The organism is Micromonospora sp. CV4 (assembly GCF_003667455.1).
Taxonomy (GTDB): domain Bacteria; phylum Actinomycetota; class Actinomycetes; order Mycobacteriales; family Micromonosporaceae; genus Micromonospora.
Map to the genome: position 1 here is coordinate 1 of NZ_RCVI01000162.1, position 18292 is coordinate 18292.

An 18292-nucleotide genomic window follows, 5' to 3' on the forward strand; every position below is an offset into this window, starting at 1 on the left:
CACCTGGCCGGCCCACGCCGTCTCGGTGAGCAACCCCGGCGGCAGCGGGTGGTCGGCGACGCCGGCCACCGCGCGCAACGCCCGCAGCGCCGCCGCCTCGGCGGTGACCAGCGCGCGGGTCGCGTCGTTCCAGCCGATCTTCGCGTAGCCGCGCGGGCGGCCGTCGGCGCTGAACAGTTGCAGGGTCGGCTTGCCGTTCGGATCCGGCGGTCGCACCCCACAGGCGGCCAGCAACGGCGTACCGCCGAGCGCGTCCGTGAGCCGTTCGGTCAGCAGCAGGTCGGCCGCGGGCACCCCGGCCGGCACCGAGACGGTCAGCGTCGGAAAGGGCGCCAACCCGGCCGGGCCGAACCGGGCCAGCCCGCCGAGCACCGCCCGCAGCGCACGCACCTTCGGCGGCCGCAACGCGTTGTACGCCAGCAGCGACGCCGCCCCGGCGCGGGGCGCCCCCAACGGCACCAGGAACCGCGCCCTGGCCACCGACGGCACCACGGCGTACCGGGCGACCGCCCGGTGACCCGGCGGCGGGGCCGCGCCCACGGTCAGGCCGACCCGCTCGTCCGGAAAGACGGCGCGGCTCACCCAGCCCAGCCCGTCCACGCGGGACCGGGGGTCGGTGGCCGTGCCGACTTGGGTCGTCACGCCGCCCGGTCCGCCCAGTCGAGGGCCAGCCCGAGCCGCTGGCGCAACGCGTCGTTGTACGGCCGGTAGTAGTCGGTCAGCTCGGCGCGCACCGCCGGCTCGAGAGGCGCCGAGCGCCGGTCGTTGTAGACCTTGAAGCTCGGCAGGTCGTGCGGCGGCAACCCGAGGAAGTCCAGGGTGCGCCGGTAGGTTGCGCGGGAGTCGCGGTAGAGGTCCTCGCTGGGCAGGAAGAGGATCTGCTCCCGGTCGAAGCGCTCCAGCCACGGCTCCAGGTGCTCCAGGTAGCGCCCCCGAGCCCGGTACGTGTACCAGTCGTACGGCTCGCTGAAGGACTCCGGCTCGGCGATCAGCCGCTCCCGCTCCCCCGCCGTACGCTCCGGCTCGGCGGCCAGCGCGGCGCCGAAGTCCAGCGGCTCGATGCCGTGCGTACGGCGCTCCTTCCAGTGCGAGTACGCCCGCTCCACCGGATCGCGCAGCAGCACGATCAGCTTCACCGTCGGCATCAGCCCGGCGACCCGCTGCGCGGCCAGGGGATGGAACATGTACAGCGGGGCGGCCTCGCCGACCCGGACCGGCCCGCCGTGCCGCCTGGCCAGCGCCTCGCGCTGCCGCTCGGTGGGAAAGTGCGAGCGGTACCACGCCTCGCCGCGACCCCAGTGCTCCTCGAAGTAGTGCGCCGACTTGGTGTTCCACGCCGGGAAGAGCCGCGGCACCAGCGGGTGCTGGATGAGGTAGTTCCACAGGGAGGTGGTGCCGCCCCGTTTGGTGCCGATGATCAGGAAGTCCGGCAGGGGCCGCCGGTCGCTGGTCCGCACCGCGTAGTCGACCAGGGACTCCTTCAACCGGTTGGTCACCTGGGTCGGCACGAGCTGCTTCACCCGATCTCGGATGGACGACACAGCGTTCTCACCTGCCCTTCGTCGAGGTGTCGGCGGCGACCGGCGCCGCCGCCTGACTGCGACGGAACTGCCTCATGGTCACCCGGATGCGCCCTCGTACCCGGGGCACCGTCAACAAGCCGACGCAGCCGATGGCCAGCACGCTCAGTGCCACCGCCAGGCCGGCGATCCCCCGACCGCCGGTGAGCAGGCCGGCCAGGGCTGCGACCCCCACCCCGACGATGACCGCGGCCGCCGCCCGTACCAGCGCCGCGTCGACCAGGGGCTGCCCGATCACCACCCGGGCACAGACGAAGGAGATCAGGTTCTCGGTGGCGATGCCGGCCGCCCAGGCGAGCGCGGCACCCGTCACGCCGTGCTGCGGGATCAGCCACAGTCCGAGGGAGACGGTGACCACCAGTCCGGCCACCGTCGCGGCCAGGTGCAGGCCACTGCGACCGCTCATCAGCAGGAGGGTCTGTACGTTTCCCACGCCGGTGTTGACCAGCATGGCCAGGGCCAGCACGGTGATCGCGGTGGCTCCCGCGGTGAACCCGGGCCCGAAGAGTTGCAGGAACGCCAGCCCGAACACCGCGAGCAGAAGGTAGACCGGCCACGACAACACCAGTGCCCAGGTGGTCATCTGCCGGTGCACCGCCGCGGCCGCGGCCCGCTCACCATCACCGAGCAGCCGGGAGAGCTGGGGCGACACCGCTACCCGCAAGCCCTGCATGGCCAGTTGGCCGGCCAGGATGTATCGGCCGACCGCGCCGAACACGCCGGCGTCGGCCTGCCCGGCGAGCACCGAGGTGAGCAGCACGCCCACCCACACGGCGCTGGCGTCGATCGCGGCGGAGGCGGCGCGGGGCAGCGCGAAACGCCAGAACGCCGACCAGTCGGCCCGCTCGGGGCGCAACGCCGCACCCCGGCCGACGCCCAGCGGGCCAGTCACCATGACGAGGCAGGCCAGGATGGCGATCGCCGCCGGGACCACCCAGCCGACCATGCCGACGAGTACGCCACCGCTGGCCACGGCCGCCGCACCGACCAGCACCGGCCGGGCGACCGGCACCAGGACGGACTGCACGCCGACGTACGCCCGGATCGGACGGACGCATCGCAGCACGGCCAGCAGGAGCGTCATCGTCACCACCAGCGGCACCGCGGCGAAGCTGGCCGCGATCAGGGCCGTGTCGGTACCGCTGTGCGCGTCCAGTAGGTGGGGTGCGAGCGCGTCGGCGGCGAACACCCCGCCGACGGCGACGACGACGGCGGCCACCAGCGGAGGCAGCAGCGCCACCGGGAGCACGCGTGCCGCGTCGCCCGCACGACCGGCACGCCGGCGAGGCAGCGTCCAGATGAGCCCGGTCTCCGCACCCAGGGTGCAGATGGCGGCGGTCACCGTGACGACTCCGATCGCCGCGAAGAACGCGCCCGAGCCGACGGTGCCGTAACCGCGGGTGATCACCACTGCGAGCAGGAAGCCGAAGAGCCCGTTGGTCGCGGCCCCGGCAAGCCCCGCGAGGCCGGTACGAGCGCTGCGCCGCGCCTCGGTCGTACCGTCGGCGCTCAACGCACCGGAGCCGGAGCCGAGAGCTGGGCGGGTCCCGGTGGTCATGCGGCCATCGCCTCCTGGCTGGGGACAGGGCGCTCGGGACTGGCTCCCCTGGGTCCCGCCTCCTGCTCGGCGAGGGCCATCGCGACGGCGACAGCGAAGTACGCGACCGCGATGGTGGGGTCGGCCATGCCGTAGAACGGGATCTGCACCAGGCAGATCACCGGGACCACCGCCAGCCACTGCCCGGGCGCCGAGCGGGCCCGGGCGCTCTTCAGCGTGGCGATCACGAACCAGGCGAGGAAGCAGAGCAATGCCGGTACGCCGTGGCTGAACAACACCGTCCAGAGCTGCCCCTGGGTGCCGACCGGCACCTCCGCGGTGACCGTGTCCACGGTGACGGGCGCACCGTACCCGAGCCACGGTGAGTCCCACATGCGGCGGATGACCTCGGCGTAGAGGGACAACCGGTCGGTGTTCGTGTCGCTCGACTCGACCCGGTTGTTGATCAACTCAGCGACCGGGATCAGCAGGGTGGTCAGTCCGCCGATGATCAGAACCCCGACGACGGACGCACCCACCCGGACGTTTCCACGCAGCGCGGCCCGCACGCCGAGCACGGCCAGGCCGACGCCGAGGCTCGCGAACATCACTCGGTTCAGGGTGAGGAATGCCGGCGCCAGGGACAGCGGCAGCGACACCAGCAGTGCCCAGCGGAGGATCCCGCGACGGCGCAACATGGTGTACGCCACGACGCACGGCAACGTCATCGCGTACGCGCTGCCGTAGTTGTTCGTGTACGGAAACGGCGCCGTCGGCCGGTAGATCGGGTTGAGCGACAACTTGCTGTATTCGGCGGCGCTGACATGAACCAGGTCCTGCATGTACGGGTGGCCGGCCACGCCTCCGGGCAGCAGCACCTCCAGCGGGGTGGTCAGTTCGAATCGCGGTGCCAGCACACCCAGCCAGCCCAACACCACCAGACCGAACCAGAATATGCAGAGCGGCACGAGGGCCCCCGGCACGTCGCCCCGCTCCCGCGCGTAGACATACACGTACACGCCGACCACGAGGGCGGTGACGTAGAAGCCCAGCCGCAGACTGAAGGGCAGCAGCGAAACCGGTGTGGGTAACTGTGTGGCGCTGAGCAGCACCAGGGCCAGGAACAGCAGCCAGATTCCGGTGGCCGGCGGAAGCGGCACCCGCCCCCGGACGATCAGCAACGCCAGCAGCACCGCGCCGAACAGTGGCCAGATCAGGTAGAACGCGCCGGCCAGCCACCACAGCGGAACCAGACCGAACATGATCAGCAGCGGCCAACGGGGCAGCCGGGGTGGTGACGGCGCGGAGACGATCGGTGGACCACATCCGTCCGGCTCGCTGCTGGCCAGGGCAACAGCGACGGACACCGTCAGCCCCGCCCGCTGCGGGTGAGGACGAAACCCAGCGGGGTGACGCCGGCCGCGAGCAGCCGCTCCGTGAGCCGACGCAGATCGACCTGACGGGTCCGGTCCTGTTCCACCACCACGACCGCAGTGCCCTGACGAGCCGCCGCCACGCCACGCTCGTCGGCCTCGGAGGGGGGCGCGTTGAAGAGCACGACGCCGGTGGCGGTGCGCTGGCGCCACGTGCCGAAACGCACTCCGCCGGCACCCACAGGCACCTTCTCCGCGCTGTTTCCGACCATGTTCATGTCGCTCGAGGCCGCGCTCACGCTCGTTCGCGGCAGGGTCATGGTGGCGTCCGGGTCCGCCGACGGGTAACTGCCCACCGGGTACGGGGACGGACGGCGGGTGGGGATCGGCTCGGTGGCGTCCTTGCCGCTGACCGAATCGGCGCCTCGGGGCTTCGGTACGAGTGGGCGTACCGGGTTGGCCGTCGCGGGCAGTTGATCGCGGTCCGCGAGCACGGCGGCACGCAGCTGCTCGAGGCGGCCACTGTCGTCGGCCACGTAGACGTCCCGGCCGGTCGCGGCGAGCGCCACCGCCAGACCGGCGGTGATGGCGGTCTGGTCCTCGCGAGTGGTCAGCAGCGCCACCCGGGCCGGTTCGCGGACCCGCTCGGCGATGGCCATCGCCGCGTACCGGATGTCGGCGTCCACCGCCTTCCTTCGGCCGCGAACTCGCCGGCCGCGCACAGTACCGAGCAGCGGCAGGCCGGTGACATCGCGTCCGTCGTGAACCGAGCGGACCCGGCGGTCCGCGGACTCCCAGCCGTACGCCAGCACCACGCCCAGCAGTACGCCGCCGAGCAGCCCGGCCAGCACGTAGAGCAGGAGGTGCCCGCTGGAGGACACCAGGACGTTCTCCGCGCTCTGCGTGATCCAGCCCGGGTTGACATCGACCGCCGCGATCTCTGTTCGGGACGACTTCAACTGGGTCAGCTGATTGTTCGTGCCGCCCAGCTCGGCAATGGCGGCGTCCAACGAGCCGTCCCGCGCGTTCGCGATTCGCCGCTGCAAGGCATCGCGCTGCTTCTCCACCTCGACGATGCTCTCGTCATACCGCTTCAGCATCTCGGCCCGCTGCTTCTCGTACATCGTCCGGCGCACGTCGAGGTAGGCCTGCGCGGCAAGGTTCACGTTGTGTACCGCGTCATCGGTGGAGCGATCGGTGTAGGAGAAACGTAGGATCTGCCCGCCGGTTGGTACCTCCACCTCCAGCGCGTCGCGCACATCGCGCTGATCCCTACCCTCTGCCGCGAGCCGCTGCACGACTTCGGTCCCGGTGGCGATGCCGCTCTCCACGTTCATGTTCACTGCCCGGTCGGCGGCGGCGCCGCTCGGGGTGAAGGCGTCGGTGACAACCGGGCGTACCGCCACCACGGCGCTCGCGGTGACCGCGCCAGGACTGAGCAGGACGTACCCGAGGGCGGCGAACAGGCCGACCGCGGCGACCGCCGCGACCAGCCGGATCCGGTGCAGAGGGACGCGGAGCAGGTCGGTCAGGGTGACTGTCCGGGCCGGCGCGCCCCCACCGCCGAGCGGATCGGCGGACCAGGAACCGGGAGATGCATCAGCCATGAACTTCACCGTCTGTTATGGATTTTCTGAACGGAACGACGCTCGTACACGCCGCACGTTCCCCTGCGAGGCGTCGGGCCGGCGACGTGGTCCGCCGCCGGCCCGACGTGATCTATCGATTCTGTGTGACGAACGGGTCAGTCGTCACTGCACCGAGAAGAAGATCCTCGGCGTGGACCAGGTCAGCCCTCCACCCGCCGGCGCGATCACCGTGCTGGTCGCGCCGTCCACAACCGGGGCGGCCGTCGGATCGAACGGCACGCTGCGCAGGGTGCCGTCGGTCCCGCCGTACACGATCCGGCCGTTGACCCAGGCCATGCCGCGCACCGACGACCAGGTGACGCCGGTCGTCGGAAGAGCGAACTCGGTCGCGCCCAGATAGTTGCCGTCGATCTCGAAGTAGCGGTAGTAGAGCGCATTGGCGCCACTGCGGGTGTAGTACAACCGGCCGTTGAGGTAGAACGCGCCGGTCATGCCCGCTGCGTTGAACCAGTCGTTGAACCCCGACGACTCCCAGGGAACGCCGATGGCACCGCCGTTGAACATCGAAACGTCGAGCCGGCTGCCGGTGGGGGTGCCGGAAATCGTGTGCGCCCAGTAGATGCGGTCGCTCACCCGCCAGGTCGCGCCGGCGTTCGTGTAGTTGGGCTGGCTGACCGTGGTGGGGGCACCGACAGTCGCGCCGTTGAACGAGGCCTTGGCCAGCTGACCCTCGCCGGTGCCGAGGTAGAGGTTGCCGGTGGCCGCGGTCGGCGGGTTCTTCGGGGCGAAGGTGCGACCGCCGGCGATCGGGAACATGCCGAGCCGGCCGTGGTACTCGCTGCCCATCCCGTCGGAGTTGTGCCCGAAGTACAGCCCGTCGCTGCCCCGCCACAGCACGGGGACCTGCGAGCCCCAGGTGCTGGTGCCGGCCGGCATGGACGCGCTGCCGCGGCGGCCGGGGTTCCACGCGACCGGCAGTCCGGTCGCCGGGGTGACGGCGGCGATGCCGAGCCGGTCGATCGCGCCGTTGCCGGCCGCGTCGCTGGCGTTCGGGTTGTTCAGCCAACGGAAGTGCCCACCCAGGTAGATGACGTTGTCGGCCACCTCCACCGAGGTGATGGTGTCGTTGCCGGTGTAGTCGACCCAGGTGCCGAGCTGGCCGCTGCCCCGGTCTGCGGTCTCGAACCGGATCAGCGCGTCGCAGTAGGCAGCCGGCCAGCCGGCGCCGCCGTTGGTACCGACGACGAACCAACTTCCGTCCGCACCGAACTTCAGGTCCTGCACGTAGTGCACGAAGGTCTCGGGCGCCGCACACGGCGCGACGAACTTCTCAGTGCTCCAGTCCAGCACGGTTGGCGTACCAGAAAGGTCGATCATCGCCATCTGGTTCCGGGACAGTCCGTTCACCAGGGTGAAGTTGCCACCGGCGATCATGGTCTGCCCGTCCGGGGTGACATCGATCGTCCAGCCGTACGAGCCGGTGCCGTGCCGCCCGACGGTGGCGTTGATGTTGAAGGTCGGGTCGATCGCGCCGGTGGTGGCGTTCAGCCGGGCCAAACCGGAGTGCGCGGCACCGTTCAACCAGTTGAACGCGCCGGCAACGTAGAGCCAGTTGCCACGCAGCACCATGTCCCGGATCATGCCGCCGTCGGAGCGGCCGACCCAGCTACCGATGGTCGCCCCGGTCGCGGGATCCAGCGCCACCAGGTTCTTCCGGGAAACGCCGTTGACGTTCTTGAATCCGCCGCCGACGATGAGCGTGCCGTTCGGGCCGGCGATCAGGGTGTTGACCGGGCCGTCGAGAACCGGCAGGAACGTGGTCGAGATGGTTCCGCTCGTCCGGTCGTACGCGAACAGGTAACTCCGCGTGATCCACGCCGCGCTGGCGTTCTGCCGGATCTGGGTGAAGCTGCCGCCCACGTACACCTGAGAGCCGACCTGCGCGAAGGCGCGGGTCTCGCCGTCGCGGCCGTGCGGGGTGTTGTCGGCCGGGTTGGTCGACACCACGGTCGCCGTCTCGGGCGCCGGCACCACGGCGGCCGAGGTGACGGAGGGTACGGTCAACACTGCGGCGAGGGTCACCAGGCCGACTGCTGCCGCACGGATACGGGATCCGGCAGATCGCCGAGAGAGCGAAACTATGGGCACGCTACGCCTCCAAGTTGGACGAGAACCCGCGTAGCGTGCCTCGTCGATCATGATTCGCGATATCCGCCGATTGGGCGGTCGCCGGCCCCACGCGACGACGACGGGTGGTCTCCCTGTCGGGTATCGGACTCACCTCAGCACGCCTCGGTCGAGCAGCGATGCAGGAACAGGTCAGACTGTGGTCGTGACCTCGACGGGCACCGCGTCCGCGGACCGGATGGGTGGACGCACCCGGCCCTCGGCCACGAGGACCGTCAGCACCATCACGCCGAGCAGCAGGGTGGCGAAGATCCAACCACCGATCACGTCGGTGAGCCAGTGCCGCTCGGCATAGATCCTGGTATACCCCTCCACCGCGACCAGCACGGCCAGCGCGGTCGCGATGGCAATTCGGCCGCGTCTCGGGATGTTCCAGGTCAGCCCCGCCAGCACCGCGATGGTGCCGAAGGTGAGCATGACCCGGGCACATCCGCCGGAGGGATAGGTGCCGAGGTCCGTGGGTGGGTGGCCGCGGTCCACGGTCAGGGCCAGAATCTGCTGGGTGTACTGCTCGAGGACGAACTGCAACGGCATCGCGACCAGCGGGATCCACCATCGGCGGCGCCGCCAGGCGATGGCGAAGCCGATCGCCGCGACCACCGTCACCCACTTGAGCGGGTACCGGTCCCCAATCGCGGTGATGAACGAGTTGATGTCGGCCCACACGTCGACTCGGCGGGCATGCACGTAGTCGAAGACCGGATGGTCGACGGACGGTTCCAGTCTGGACAGCAGTTCGCCGAGGGGCCAGCAGATCGCCACGACCGCCGCGGACCCGGCGAGCAGGACGACAAGAGCGGCCCCGATCCGGCCGAAGGCCTCGGTGAGCCCGGCCACGGCGACGCGCAGCCGGTCAGCCGCCCGACTCTCCCGCACGGCCGGCGCCCAACGGGTCGCCACCACAGGGATCACGACGGCCGGCACCAGCACCGACAATGCCCCCAGCGCGTAGATCAGAGCCACAGCCGAACACCGCCGTCCGGTCGACCGGCGGCTGATCCCGCCACATCCGTGGCACGCAGCCACCTGGTGTCCGCCGACGTCATCGGTCCCCCCTCACCCGAGCCGCCGAGCAACCACCCCGTTCAGGGTCCGTCGGCACCACCGCATGGCATTCGAGGTGACACGTTAAGGGACTTGGACGCTCCGCGGTAGCCGCCAGTCCGTCCGCGCTCCGTCGACCACCTGTCGTGGTTTCGACAATCGTCGGTGCCGTGCAACTGGCCCGAACTCCAACCAGTGCGGTCGAGTCGCAATCACGACAGAGGCGGTCGTCAGCGGCTCCCCCCGGTGGGCTGCCGCAGGTACGGGTCCCGGCCGGCCTCAGCGAAGCCGGCCACGGCCGCGGCATCGTGGTTCATCGTCATGTCGCAGGTCGACGAGCGGGTGGTCACGCCCGACGAGTTGAAGTAGATGGCCGCCTTGATCTTCGGGTGCGCCTTCAGTGCCGCCGGGAACTCCTGGAACCAGCGCTGCTTGGCGCCCCGGTCAGCGGAGTTGAAGTTGGTGCCGAACTCGGCGAGCATCCGCGGCTTGCCGGCACCGATGCCGTTCTCGTCCAGCCAGCGGTAGAAGCCGCCGACGGTGGTGCTCGGGCTCTTCCACACCGTGCTGCCGTTGCAGACGTGGAAGTTGTACGGGTCGTAGGCCACCCAGTCGACGTAGCGGTCGCCCGGGTACAGACCGGCGTACCGGGAGTAGTGCCCGGACCAGCCCATCATCGTCCAGACCCAGACCGCGTTGTCCGCGCCGGCCTTGGCGAACCGCTCGTACACGTAGCGCCAGGCCCGGACGAAGTCGGCGTCACTGCCCTTGGCCGGTTCGTCCTCCGGCTCGTGATCGAAGCCCAGGAAGACCGGCACCTTGGCGTCCCGGATCCGGCCCGCGACCGCGTCGATGGTCGCGTCGTGCCGGCCACTGTAGACGTCCGCCCAGGTCAGGGTGGTGCCGGCGGAGAAGTCGCGCGACTCCCAGGCGAAGAACATCAGCCGACCCTCGCGCATCTGCTGCTGCTCGTACGCGTCCGGGAAGGCGCCGTTGCTGCCGGCGTTGGAGAAGTCGTGGTAGCGGTGCACGATGTCGAACTTGCGGCCCACCTGCGCCTCGACGTCGGCGACCGCCTTGCCGTGGTTCCAGCCGCTGCCCGCCCCGGACGGCGAGTACATGCCCCACCAGGCACCGCAGGAGGGGACGAGCTTGTCCGACACCGCGCCGCACGTGCCGGGCGGGACCGTGGGGCTCGCCGACGCGGTGGGCGTCCGGGTCGGGGCGATGGTCGGCGACGGCTTCGGCGCGGCGGTGGTCGGCGACGCGCTCGGCGACGCGCTCGGCGTCGGCGGCGGCGCCGGGCGGGTGGTCGTCACCGGCGACGGCCGGGCCCCGATGTCGTAGCTGATCACCAGGCGCGGCCGCAGCTCCGAGTCGCGGTTCTCCGCCGACGCCCAGTAGATCCGGGTGTCCAGGCCGGCCTGGGCCAGTGACACCGTCCAGGTGCCGTTGCCGGTGACCAGACGGGAGACGTCCCACTCGTTGAAGCCCTTGGACACCCCGGTCAGGGTGTCCAGCGCCGCGCCGGCCGCCTTCGGGGCCGGCCGTGCCTCGCGGGCGCTCAGCGGCGAGGCGTGCGCCGTCACCGTGGCGGCGAACTGCTGCCAGGCGTGCACCCGCAGCGTCGCCCGCACGTTGACCGCAGCGGCCGGCACGGTGGTCACCGTGAACTCGATGACCGCCTCCCGGCCGCCGCGCGGGTTGCCGTCGCAGCGCGCCGGGCAGGTCGCGAGGGTCGGCTTGGCGGCGTTGTCGCCGTCCTGCGTCACCATGGTCGCGGTGGTGTCGGCCGCCGCCCGGATCGAGAGGTCGTCGCTGGCCAGCAGCGGCATCATGGTCACCACGATGCCGGCGACCACCGAGCCGCCGACCACGCCGACGGCGATGGCCTTGCGTCGGGGGTCGGGGCGGTGCCGGGTGACGCGGTGCAGTCCGTGCCTGCTCAAGGAGTACTCCCTGTGTCTACTGCCGTAACGTTCTGCAGCGTATCGACGACCACATCATGTCGTACGGAGGACAGTTATCCCTAAGCGCGTCTTAACGGTCAGCTAAGGAAGTCGCCACCGGTGGCCCGGCGCAGGGCCGAGCGCATCGCCGTCATCGGGGCGGCCACGCCGGTGAACTGCTCGAACTGGCCGACGGCCTGGGCCAACAGCAGGTCCAATCCGGACACCACCCGCAGGCCCGCCGCGAGGGCGGAGGCGGCCAGCGGCGTCGGCCACGGGTCGTACAGCGCGTCGAAGAACACCGCGCCCGGCCGCCAGGTCACCACACCGGCCAGCGGATCCGCGACCCCCTTCGGCACGGTCGACACGACCACCTCGGCGCCCAGGTGCCGCGACGCGTCAGCCCAGGACCCGGCGGACAGCACGACATCCAGCGCATCCGCCACCGGCCGCAGGTCGTCGACCGCCTCGACCCGGCGGGCCACCACCGTCACCGAGGAGCAGGCCAGCCGTGCGGCGGCGGCCAAGGCGGCACGGGCCGTTCCACCCGCGCCGAGCACCGTCATGGCGGCGCCGGGGCCGACGCCGGCGTCGGTGAGCACCCGGACCATCCCGCCGACGTCGGTGTTGTCCGCGTACCAGGAGCCGTCCGGACGGCGTACCAGCGTGTTGGCCGCACCGACCGCGGTGGCGACCGGCGAGGCGGCGTCCGCCACCGCGAGCGCCGCCTCCTTGCCCGGCATGGTCACCGACAGCCCGGCCCACTCCGGACCCAGGCCGGCGACCAGGGCCGGCAGCTCCGCCGCCGCGCACTCGATCCGGGTGTACGACCATCCGACCAGCCCGGCGGCCTCGTACCCGGCGCTGTGGATCACCGGGGAGAGGGAGTGCGCGATGGGCTTGCCCAGCACCGCGGCCCGTCGTCGGAGCGCCATCAGATGATGCCGGCCTCCCTGGCCCTGGCCTCGTTACGCTGGTGCCCCTCGTAGGTCTCGGCGAAGGCGGAGTGGCCCTGCTTGTCGATCGCCACGAAGTAGAGCCACTTGCCCGGCGGCGGAGCCATCGCCCCCTCCAGTGCCTGCTTGCCCGGGTTGTTGATCGGGGTGGGCACGAGGCCGCGCAGCTTTCGGTTGTACGGGTTCTTCGGGTCGTCCAGCTCAGCCGCCGTCATCTGCGCGGAGGTCTTGGTCGGTTTGCCGATCGACTCCAGGTAGTAGTTGACCGTGACGTCCATCTCCAGGCAGTTGCAGTTGAACTCGCCGTACACCCGGTTGTAGGCCACCCGGGCGACCTTGCCCAGGTCGTCCTTGTTGCCCGCCTCGGCCTGGGCCAGCGACGACACGATCAACGCCTCGTACGGGCTGACCTTGCGTTCCTTCTGCACCCGGTCGGCGAACTTCATCTCACCGGTCACCGAGAGGAAGTTGTCCACCATCAGCTTGAGGATGCTCTCCGCGGTGGCCTTGGGCGGGATCTCGTACGTGTCCGGGAAGAGGAAGCCCTCGATGGACTTGACGGTCTTCTTGCCGTCGTCGCGCTTGAACCACCAGTCCGGGACGCCGAGCGCTTCCGGGTCCTTCGCCGCGGTCTGGAAGTCCTTGATCGGGATCTTGGTCTTCTCGGAGAGCAGCTTGTAGATGCTCAGGCTGGTGCGACCCTCGGGGATGGTCAGCCCGTTGACGATCTTGTTCTTCAGGTCGAGCATCGCGGTGACGGCGGTCGCGCCGCTCATCTGCTTGCGCAGCTTGTACGTGCCCGGCTGGATGTTCTTGCTGCGCGAGTTCGCCTCGGCGGCCTCGATGAACGCCTTCTGGCTCTTGACCACGTCGGCGGCGACCAGCGCGTCGGCCATGTCGGCCAGCAGCGCGCCCTGCTTGATCTCGACGGTGATCTCGCCGGTGCCGCCGCCGTCGTAGTCCGGGGTGACGAAGTAGTTCTGGATCCGGTCGAAGCCGTAGAACGCTCCGCCACCGATGCCGCCCAGCAGGAACAGAGCCAGCAGAAGCGCCAGGAACGTCTTGCCCCGGGAGCCACCGGACCCGCCCTTGCGCTTACGGACGAAGCTGCGCCGGTGCCGGCCCTTCTCCCCCCGCTCCGCCTCATCGAACCCAAGATCCAGATCGTCGATCATTACGTCCGCCTCCGCTGCGCGTCCAGCCAGCTCTGCAGAATCTCCACCGCGGCCGCCTGGTCGACAACCGCACGTTGACGCTTGCCCCGAACGCCACGCTCGGCAAGCCTACGAGAAGCGACCACGGTCGACATCCTCTCGTCAGTGAGCGTTACCGGGACGGGCGCTATCACATCGACCAGTCGGTCAGCGTACGCCTTCACATGGACAGCCGCCGGGCCGTGCTTGCCGGCGAGATTGACCGGAAGCCCGACGACGACCTGGACGGCCTCGTGCTCGGCCACCAACGCCGCGAGCTGGGCAAGGTCGCTCGGCACCGCGTCCGGAGCGGCGGTGAGGTCGCGCGCCAGGGTGACCAGCGGGACCGCCAGCACCCCGTCCGGATCCGAACGGGACACCCCGACCCGAACCTGTCCGACATCCACCCCGATCCGCACCCCCCGCGTCAGCCCCGTCACCGGCCGTCACCTCGGGTGAAGGACGAACCAGGGCGGACCGATCGGCCCGCCCTGGTCGAAAGATGGTGGTACTTCACGCCTCGGTGATCGCCTTCTCGACGGTGAGCAACAGCTTCGGCGCCTCGGCCGCCGGAAGGCCACCCCCCTGGGCCAGGTCGGGGCTGCCCCCGCCGCGCCCGGAGAACGCCGCCTTCACCAGATCCGACGCCGCCAGACCCCGAGAACGGGCCGCCTGGTTGACCGCCACCACCAGGGACGCCTTGCCGTTCGCCCGAGCCGCCACCGCGACCACCGCCGGCCGCGCCGGGTCGATCTTGCCGCGGATCTCCTGAGCCAGCGTCCGCACATCGTTGCCGGCCGCGCCCTCCGGCGCCTCGGTGCCCACGTACGCCACCCCGCGCACGTCCCTGGCCTGGGCGGCGAGCGCCGCCGCCCCGCCCAGCACCAGCTGGGCGCGGAGCTTCTCCAGCTCCTTCTCGGCGTCCCGGAGCTGGGTGACGGTCTGCTCCACCCGGTCGGCGACCTGGTCGTTCGGCACCCGGTACAACTCGGCCAGCCGGGAGACCAGCAGGTGCTCACGGGCCAGGAAGCCGAACGCGTCCATGCCGACCAGCGCCTCGACCCGGCGGACGCCGGAGCCGATCGACGACTCGGAAAGAATCTTCACCAGGCCGAGCTGGGCCGAGCGCGCCACGTGCGTGCCGCCGCACAGCTCCCGGGCGTAGTCGCCCACCTCGACGACCCGCACCTCCTCGCCGTACTTCTCGCCGAACAGCGCCATCGCCCCGATCCGGCGCGCCTCGTCCAGCGAGGTGATGAAGGCGTGCACCTCCAGGTCGGCCAGGAGCACCTCGTTGACCTGCTGCTCCACGTCATGCAGCACGCTCGGCGACACCCCGGTCGGGGTGTTGAAGTCGAACCGCAGGCGGCCGGGCGCGTTCAGCGAGCCCGCCTGGGTGGCCGAGTCGCCGAGGAAGTTGCGCATGGTCTGGTGCACCAGATGGGTGGCGGTGTGCGACCGGGAGATCGCCCGCCGCCGGGTGCTGTCGATCTCCGCGAAGCCGGTCTCGCCGGCCCGCACCTCACCCCGGATCACCCGGGCCCGGTGCACGATCAGGCCGGGCACCGGCTGCTGCACGTCGAACACCTCGATCTGACCACCGCCCACGGTGATCAGGCCCTGGTCGGGCTGCTGGCCACCGCCCTCGGCGTAGAACGGGGTGGTGTCGAGCACCAGCTCGATGGTGTCGCCCTCGGTCGCCGCCTGGCGCGGGCCGTCGTCGCCGAGCAGCGCCCGCACCCGCGACTCGCGAGCCATCTCGCTGTAGCCGGTGAACGTCACCGGCCCACCCGCGTCGAGCACCGACCGGTACGCCGACACGTCGGTGTGCCCGGTCTTCCGGGCCTGCGCGTCCGCCTTCGCCCGGGTCCGCTGGTCGGCCATCAGCCGGCGGAAACCCTCGTCGTCGACGCGAAGGCCCTGCTCCGCGGCGATCTCCAGGGTCAGGTCGATCGGGAAGCCGTACGTGTCGTGCAACTGGAACGCCTTCGCCCCGGACAGCGCCGCGCCACCCGCGGTGCGGGTCTCGGCGATCGCCGTGTCCAGGATCGTGGTGCCGGCGCGCAGCGTGGACAGGAAGGCGTCCTCCTCGGCGTACGCGTACTGCGAGATGCGGTCGAAGTCGGTCGCCAGCTCCGGGTACGACGGCGACATGCAGTCCCGCGCCACCGGCAGCAGCTCGGGCAGCGCCCGGTCCTGCCAGCCGAGCAGCCGGACCGACCGGATCGCCCGGCGCATGATCCGCCGCAGCACGTACCCGCGTCCCTCGTTGCTCGGGGTCACGCCGTCGCCGATCAACATCAGCGCCGTCCGCACATGATCCGCGATCACCCGCAGCCGGACGTCGTCCGGGTGCGACTCGCTGGCCACGTGACCGGAGTGCGCGCCGTAGCGCTTGCCGGTCAGCTCGGCCGCCCGGTCCAGGATCGGCCGGACCTCGTCGATCTCGTAGAGGTTGTCGACGCCCTGCAGGATCGAGGCCATCCGCTCCAGGCCCATGCCGGTGTCGATGTTCTTCGCCGGCAGGTCACCCAGGATCGGGTAGTCGTCCTTCGTGGTGCCCGGACCCCGCTCGAACTGCATGAAGACGAGGTTCCAGAACTCCATGTAGCGGTCCTCGTCGACGGCCGGGCCGCCCTCGCGGCCGTATTCCGGACCCCGGTCGTAGAACAGCTCCGAGGACGGGCCACACGGCCCGGGAATGCCCATCGACCAGAAGTTGTCCGCCTTGCCCCGGCGGACGATCCGCTCGGCCGGCACGCCGATCGAGCGCCAGATCTCGAACGCCTCGTCGTCGTCCAGGTAGATGCTCGGCCAGATCCGTTCCGGGTCCAGGCCGTACCCGCCCTGGTCCAGCGGCTTGGTGATCAGCTCCCAGGCGAGCGGGATCGCCCCCTCCTTGAAGTAGTCACCGAAGGAGAAGTTGCCGTTCATCTGGAAGAACGTGCCGTGCCGGCTGGTCTTGCCGACCTCGTCGATGTCCGGGGTGCGGATGCACTTCTGCACACTCACCGCCCGCTGGTACGGCGGGGTCTGCTGGCCCAGGAAGTAGGGGACGAACTGCACCATGCCGGCGTTGACGAACAGCAGGTTCGGGTCGCTGATGGCGGGCAGCGGAGCGGACGGCACCACGGCGTGGCCGTTCGCCTCGAAGTGGGCGAGGTACCGCCGCTTGATCTCCGCCGTCTTCATCGCTGGTGTTCCTCCGGAAAGATTTCTCGATCGCCGATCCGCGGGTCCTCCCGCAACTCGGCGAACTGGTCGTCGAACGCCTCGCCCTGGGCGAACGCCTGGTGGATCTCCTGCTCGCGCTCGGCCATCCCGATGCGAACGTCCTCCACGAAGCTACGCAGCGACTCGACCAGCCCGCCAGCGGATTCCGACAACGAGCTGGCGACGCCGGCCGGGGTGTACGCCTGCGCGGTCTTGGTCGCCTTGCGGACCACCACCACGCCGACGGCCAGACCGATGCCGAGCCAGAACAACCGCCTCATGTCTCGCTACCTCCTGGTGCGCCGGCCGGTCAGCGGTTGCCGCGCTTCGCGGCCCGTCGCTGCTGCTTGATGGTGTCGCGCACCTCGCGCTCGGTCTCGGCGTGCCGGCGGGAGGCGGCGGCCCGGCGCACGCCGTAGCCGAACGCGGCCACCTTGACCAGCGGGTTCGCGGCCGCGGCGGAGACCACGGTGGCCAGGTTCGCGACGTTGGCGGTGACGTTCTGGGCGTGGCTGGTCATCGTGTCGACCTTCGCCAGCTGGAGGTTCACGCCGTCGAGCGAGGTCTGCACCTGCTCCAGCGCGGTGTTGACGTTCTTCACCGTGGTGTTCACGTCGCCGATCAGCGGCGCGGTCCGATCGTTGAGGTCGTTGATCATCCGGGTGGTGGCGTCCACCGTGTGCCGCAGCCGCAGAATGGGCAGCGTCAGGATCAGCACCAGCACCGCGAACGCGCACGCCGCGACCAGCGCCGCAACCTCGCCAATGTCGCCCACGCCTGTCCTCCTCAAGCAGAGTTCCGCAGGACCCGACGCCCCCGGAACGCACAACCGTGGTACCCGTATCGGGCCCGCCGAGCCGTCACCGGTCAGCGGCAGCGGGCTCGGGCCCGCCAGCCCCAGACCCTACCGTCCGTGATGGAGACCCGCTCACGACGGTGAGGGCGTCAACTCACCCAGCGGATCCTCGCTGACCGTCGGGAACGGATCCTCTCCGGTCAGTGACGGATCGGTGCTCGGCTGCGGCCTGGTCCGCTCGTCGTCGATCGCGTTGCGTACCTTCACCGACACCAACGAGCCGGCGCACTCCGCCGCAGCGGCCGACGGCTCGGGAGACGGCACGATCGCCGGCTCGCCGTCGACCGGCGGCGGCACGCAGGTCGGTTCGCGTACCCACAGGTCGAGGGTCAGCTCGTCGCGGCGCCAGCAGGTGTAGCTGCCCTTCGTCCCCGGCTCCGGGCAGCGGGCCACCTTCCAGGGTTGCCAGCCGTCCGCACGCAGCGCGCTCTCGTAGACCGTCGCCGTCTCCTCGGGCGACTTCTCGGAGGTGACGGTGCGCTCGCGCAGCCGGCAGTCGAGCAGGCACCAGCGGCTGCCACTGACGTCGTCGACCGTCTTCGCGGCGGCCCAGCCCGGCACGTTCAGCTGGTCCAGATTGTCGAAGACCGGATCCCGGCTCAGCGTACGGATGCCGAAGAAGAGCGGCACCGCGCCGAGCAGCACGACGCTGACCAGCACCAGCACCGCCGCCCGCAGGCGTCGACGCTCGCGCGACTGACGGCGGAGCTCGGACCGGGGGCCCGGGGCGTCGTCGTCGTCGGACACGTCCCGGCCGGACGGGCGCAGCGCGGGCCCGGCGGTCGGCTCGGGCGCCGCCGGCCGTGCCCTACCGC

The 18292-nt window shown here is 70.8% G+C and carries 14 protein-coding genes and 1 pseudogene; all 15 read right to left on the bottom strand.

The window, feature by feature from the left end:
• Positions 1–642: pseudogene (locus EAD98_RS03605) on the bottom strand (hypothetical protein); the annotation flags it as partial.
• Positions 639–1541 carry a sulfotransferase domain-containing protein gene (locus tag EAD98_RS03610; RefSeq protein ID WP_121652652.1) on the bottom strand — a complete coding sequence of 301 codons (903 nt, stop codon included), beginning with the start codon at positions 1539–1541 and terminating at the stop codon, positions 639–641. The gene EAD98_RS03610 and the pseudogene EAD98_RS03605, both read right to left, overlap by 4 nt.
• A 7-nt stretch (positions 1542–1548) precedes the next feature.
• On the bottom strand, positions 1549–3138 hold the full coding sequence (locus EAD98_RS03615; RefSeq protein ID WP_233583705.1) for a lipopolysaccharide biosynthesis protein: 1590 nt from the start codon (positions 3136–3138) through the stop codon (positions 1549–1551).
• The gene (locus EAD98_RS03620; RefSeq protein WP_121652664.1) at positions 3135–4466 is read right to left on the bottom strand and encodes an O-antigen ligase; all 1332 of its coding nucleotides are present in this window, start codon (positions 4464–4466) and stop codon (positions 3135–3137) included. Before EAD98_RS03620 ends, EAD98_RS03615 begins: the two co-directional genes overlap by 4 nt.
• Positions 4467–4486: 20 nt before the next feature.
• The gene (locus EAD98_RS03625; RefSeq protein WP_121652665.1) at positions 4487–6097 is read right to left on the bottom strand and encodes a lipopolysaccharide biosynthesis protein; all 1611 of its coding nucleotides are present in this window, start codon (positions 6095–6097) and stop codon (positions 4487–4489) included.
• A 144-nt stretch (positions 6098–6241) separates the two neighbouring features.
• Complete coding sequence (locus EAD98_RS03630; RefSeq protein ID WP_199723272.1) at positions 6242–8185, bottom strand: delta-60 repeat domain-containing protein; 1944 nt, start codon at positions 8183–8185, stop codon at positions 6242–6244.
• A 213-nt stretch (positions 8186–8398) separates the two neighbouring features.
• Positions 8399–9229 carry a phosphatase PAP2 family protein gene (locus tag EAD98_RS03635; RefSeq protein WP_121652654.1) on the bottom strand — a complete coding sequence of 277 codons (831 nt, stop codon included), beginning with the start codon at positions 9227–9229 and terminating at the stop codon, positions 8399–8401.
• A gap of 311 nt (positions 9230–9540) precedes the next feature.
• Entirely contained in the window at positions 9541–11259 is a 1719-nt protein-coding gene (locus EAD98_RS03640) for a glycosyl hydrolase (RefSeq protein ID WP_121652655.1), read from the bottom strand.
• Between the two features lie 98 nt (positions 11260–11357).
• The gene (locus tag EAD98_RS03645) at positions 11358–12194 is read right to left on the bottom strand and encodes a shikimate dehydrogenase (protein WP_121652656.1); all 837 of its coding nucleotides are present in this window, start codon (positions 12192–12194) and stop codon (positions 11358–11360) included.
• Positions 12194–13390, bottom strand: a complete 1197-nt coding sequence (mltG, locus tag EAD98_RS03650; RefSeq protein WP_121652657.1) for an endolytic transglycosylase MltG — start codon at positions 13388–13390, stop codon at positions 12194–12196. Before mltG ends, EAD98_RS03645 begins: the two co-directional genes overlap by 1 nt.
• Complete coding sequence (ruvX, locus tag EAD98_RS03655) at positions 13390–13848, bottom strand: Holliday junction resolvase RuvX (RefSeq protein WP_121652658.1); 459 nt, start codon at positions 13846–13848, stop codon at positions 13390–13392. Before ruvX ends, mltG begins: the two co-directional genes overlap by 1 nt.
• A 73-nt stretch (positions 13849–13921) precedes the next feature.
• Positions 13922–16600 (bottom strand): alanine--tRNA ligase, encoded by a 2679-nt coding sequence (alaS, locus tag EAD98_RS03660; protein ID WP_121652659.1) that lies wholly within the window; start codon positions 16598–16600, stop codon positions 13922–13924.
• Positions 16597–16902 carry a hypothetical protein gene (locus EAD98_RS03665; protein ID WP_121652660.1) on the bottom strand — a complete coding sequence of 102 codons (306 nt, stop codon included), beginning with the start codon at positions 16900–16902 and terminating at the stop codon, positions 16597–16599. The genes alaS and EAD98_RS03665 overlap by 4 nt, the downstream gene beginning before the upstream one ends.
• Positions 16903–16931: 29 nt before the next feature.
• Positions 16932–17396 (bottom strand): DUF948 domain-containing protein, encoded by a 465-nt coding sequence (locus EAD98_RS03670; protein ID WP_121652661.1) that lies wholly within the window; start codon positions 17394–17396, stop codon positions 16932–16934.
• 153 nt (positions 17397–17549) lie between these two features.
• Positions 17550–18224, bottom strand: coding sequence for a hypothetical protein (locus tag EAD98_RS03675; RefSeq protein ID WP_121652662.1), 675 nt, complete (start codon positions 18222–18224; stop codon positions 17550–17552).
• Positions 18225–18292: the final 68 nt, after the last annotated feature.

Bases quoted from the DNA above. Each gene is read 5' to 3' on its own strand.
- EAD98_RS03615 (WP_233583705.1), bottom strand. From the start codon at position 3,138: ATGACCACCGGGACCCGCCCAGCTCTCGGCTCCGGCTCCGGTGCGTTG.
- EAD98_RS03625 (WP_121652665.1), bottom strand. From the start codon at position 6,097: ATGGCTGATGCATCTCCCGGTTCCTGGTCCGCCGATCCGCTCGGCGGT.
- EAD98_RS03645 (WP_121652656.1), bottom strand. From the start codon at position 12,194: ATGGCGCTCCGACGACGGGCCGCGGTGCTGGGCAAGCCCATCGCGCAC.
- mltG (WP_121652657.1), bottom strand. From the start codon at position 13,390: ATGATCGACGATCTGGATCTTGGGTTCGATGAGGCGGAGCGGGGGGAG.
- alaS (WP_121652659.1), bottom strand. From the start codon at position 16,600: ATGAAGACGGCGGAGATCAAGCGGCGGTACCTCGCCCACTTCGAGGCG.
- EAD98_RS03665 (WP_121652660.1), bottom strand. From the start codon at position 16,902: ATGAGGCGGTTGTTCTGGCTCGGCATCGGTCTGGCCGTCGGCGTGGTG.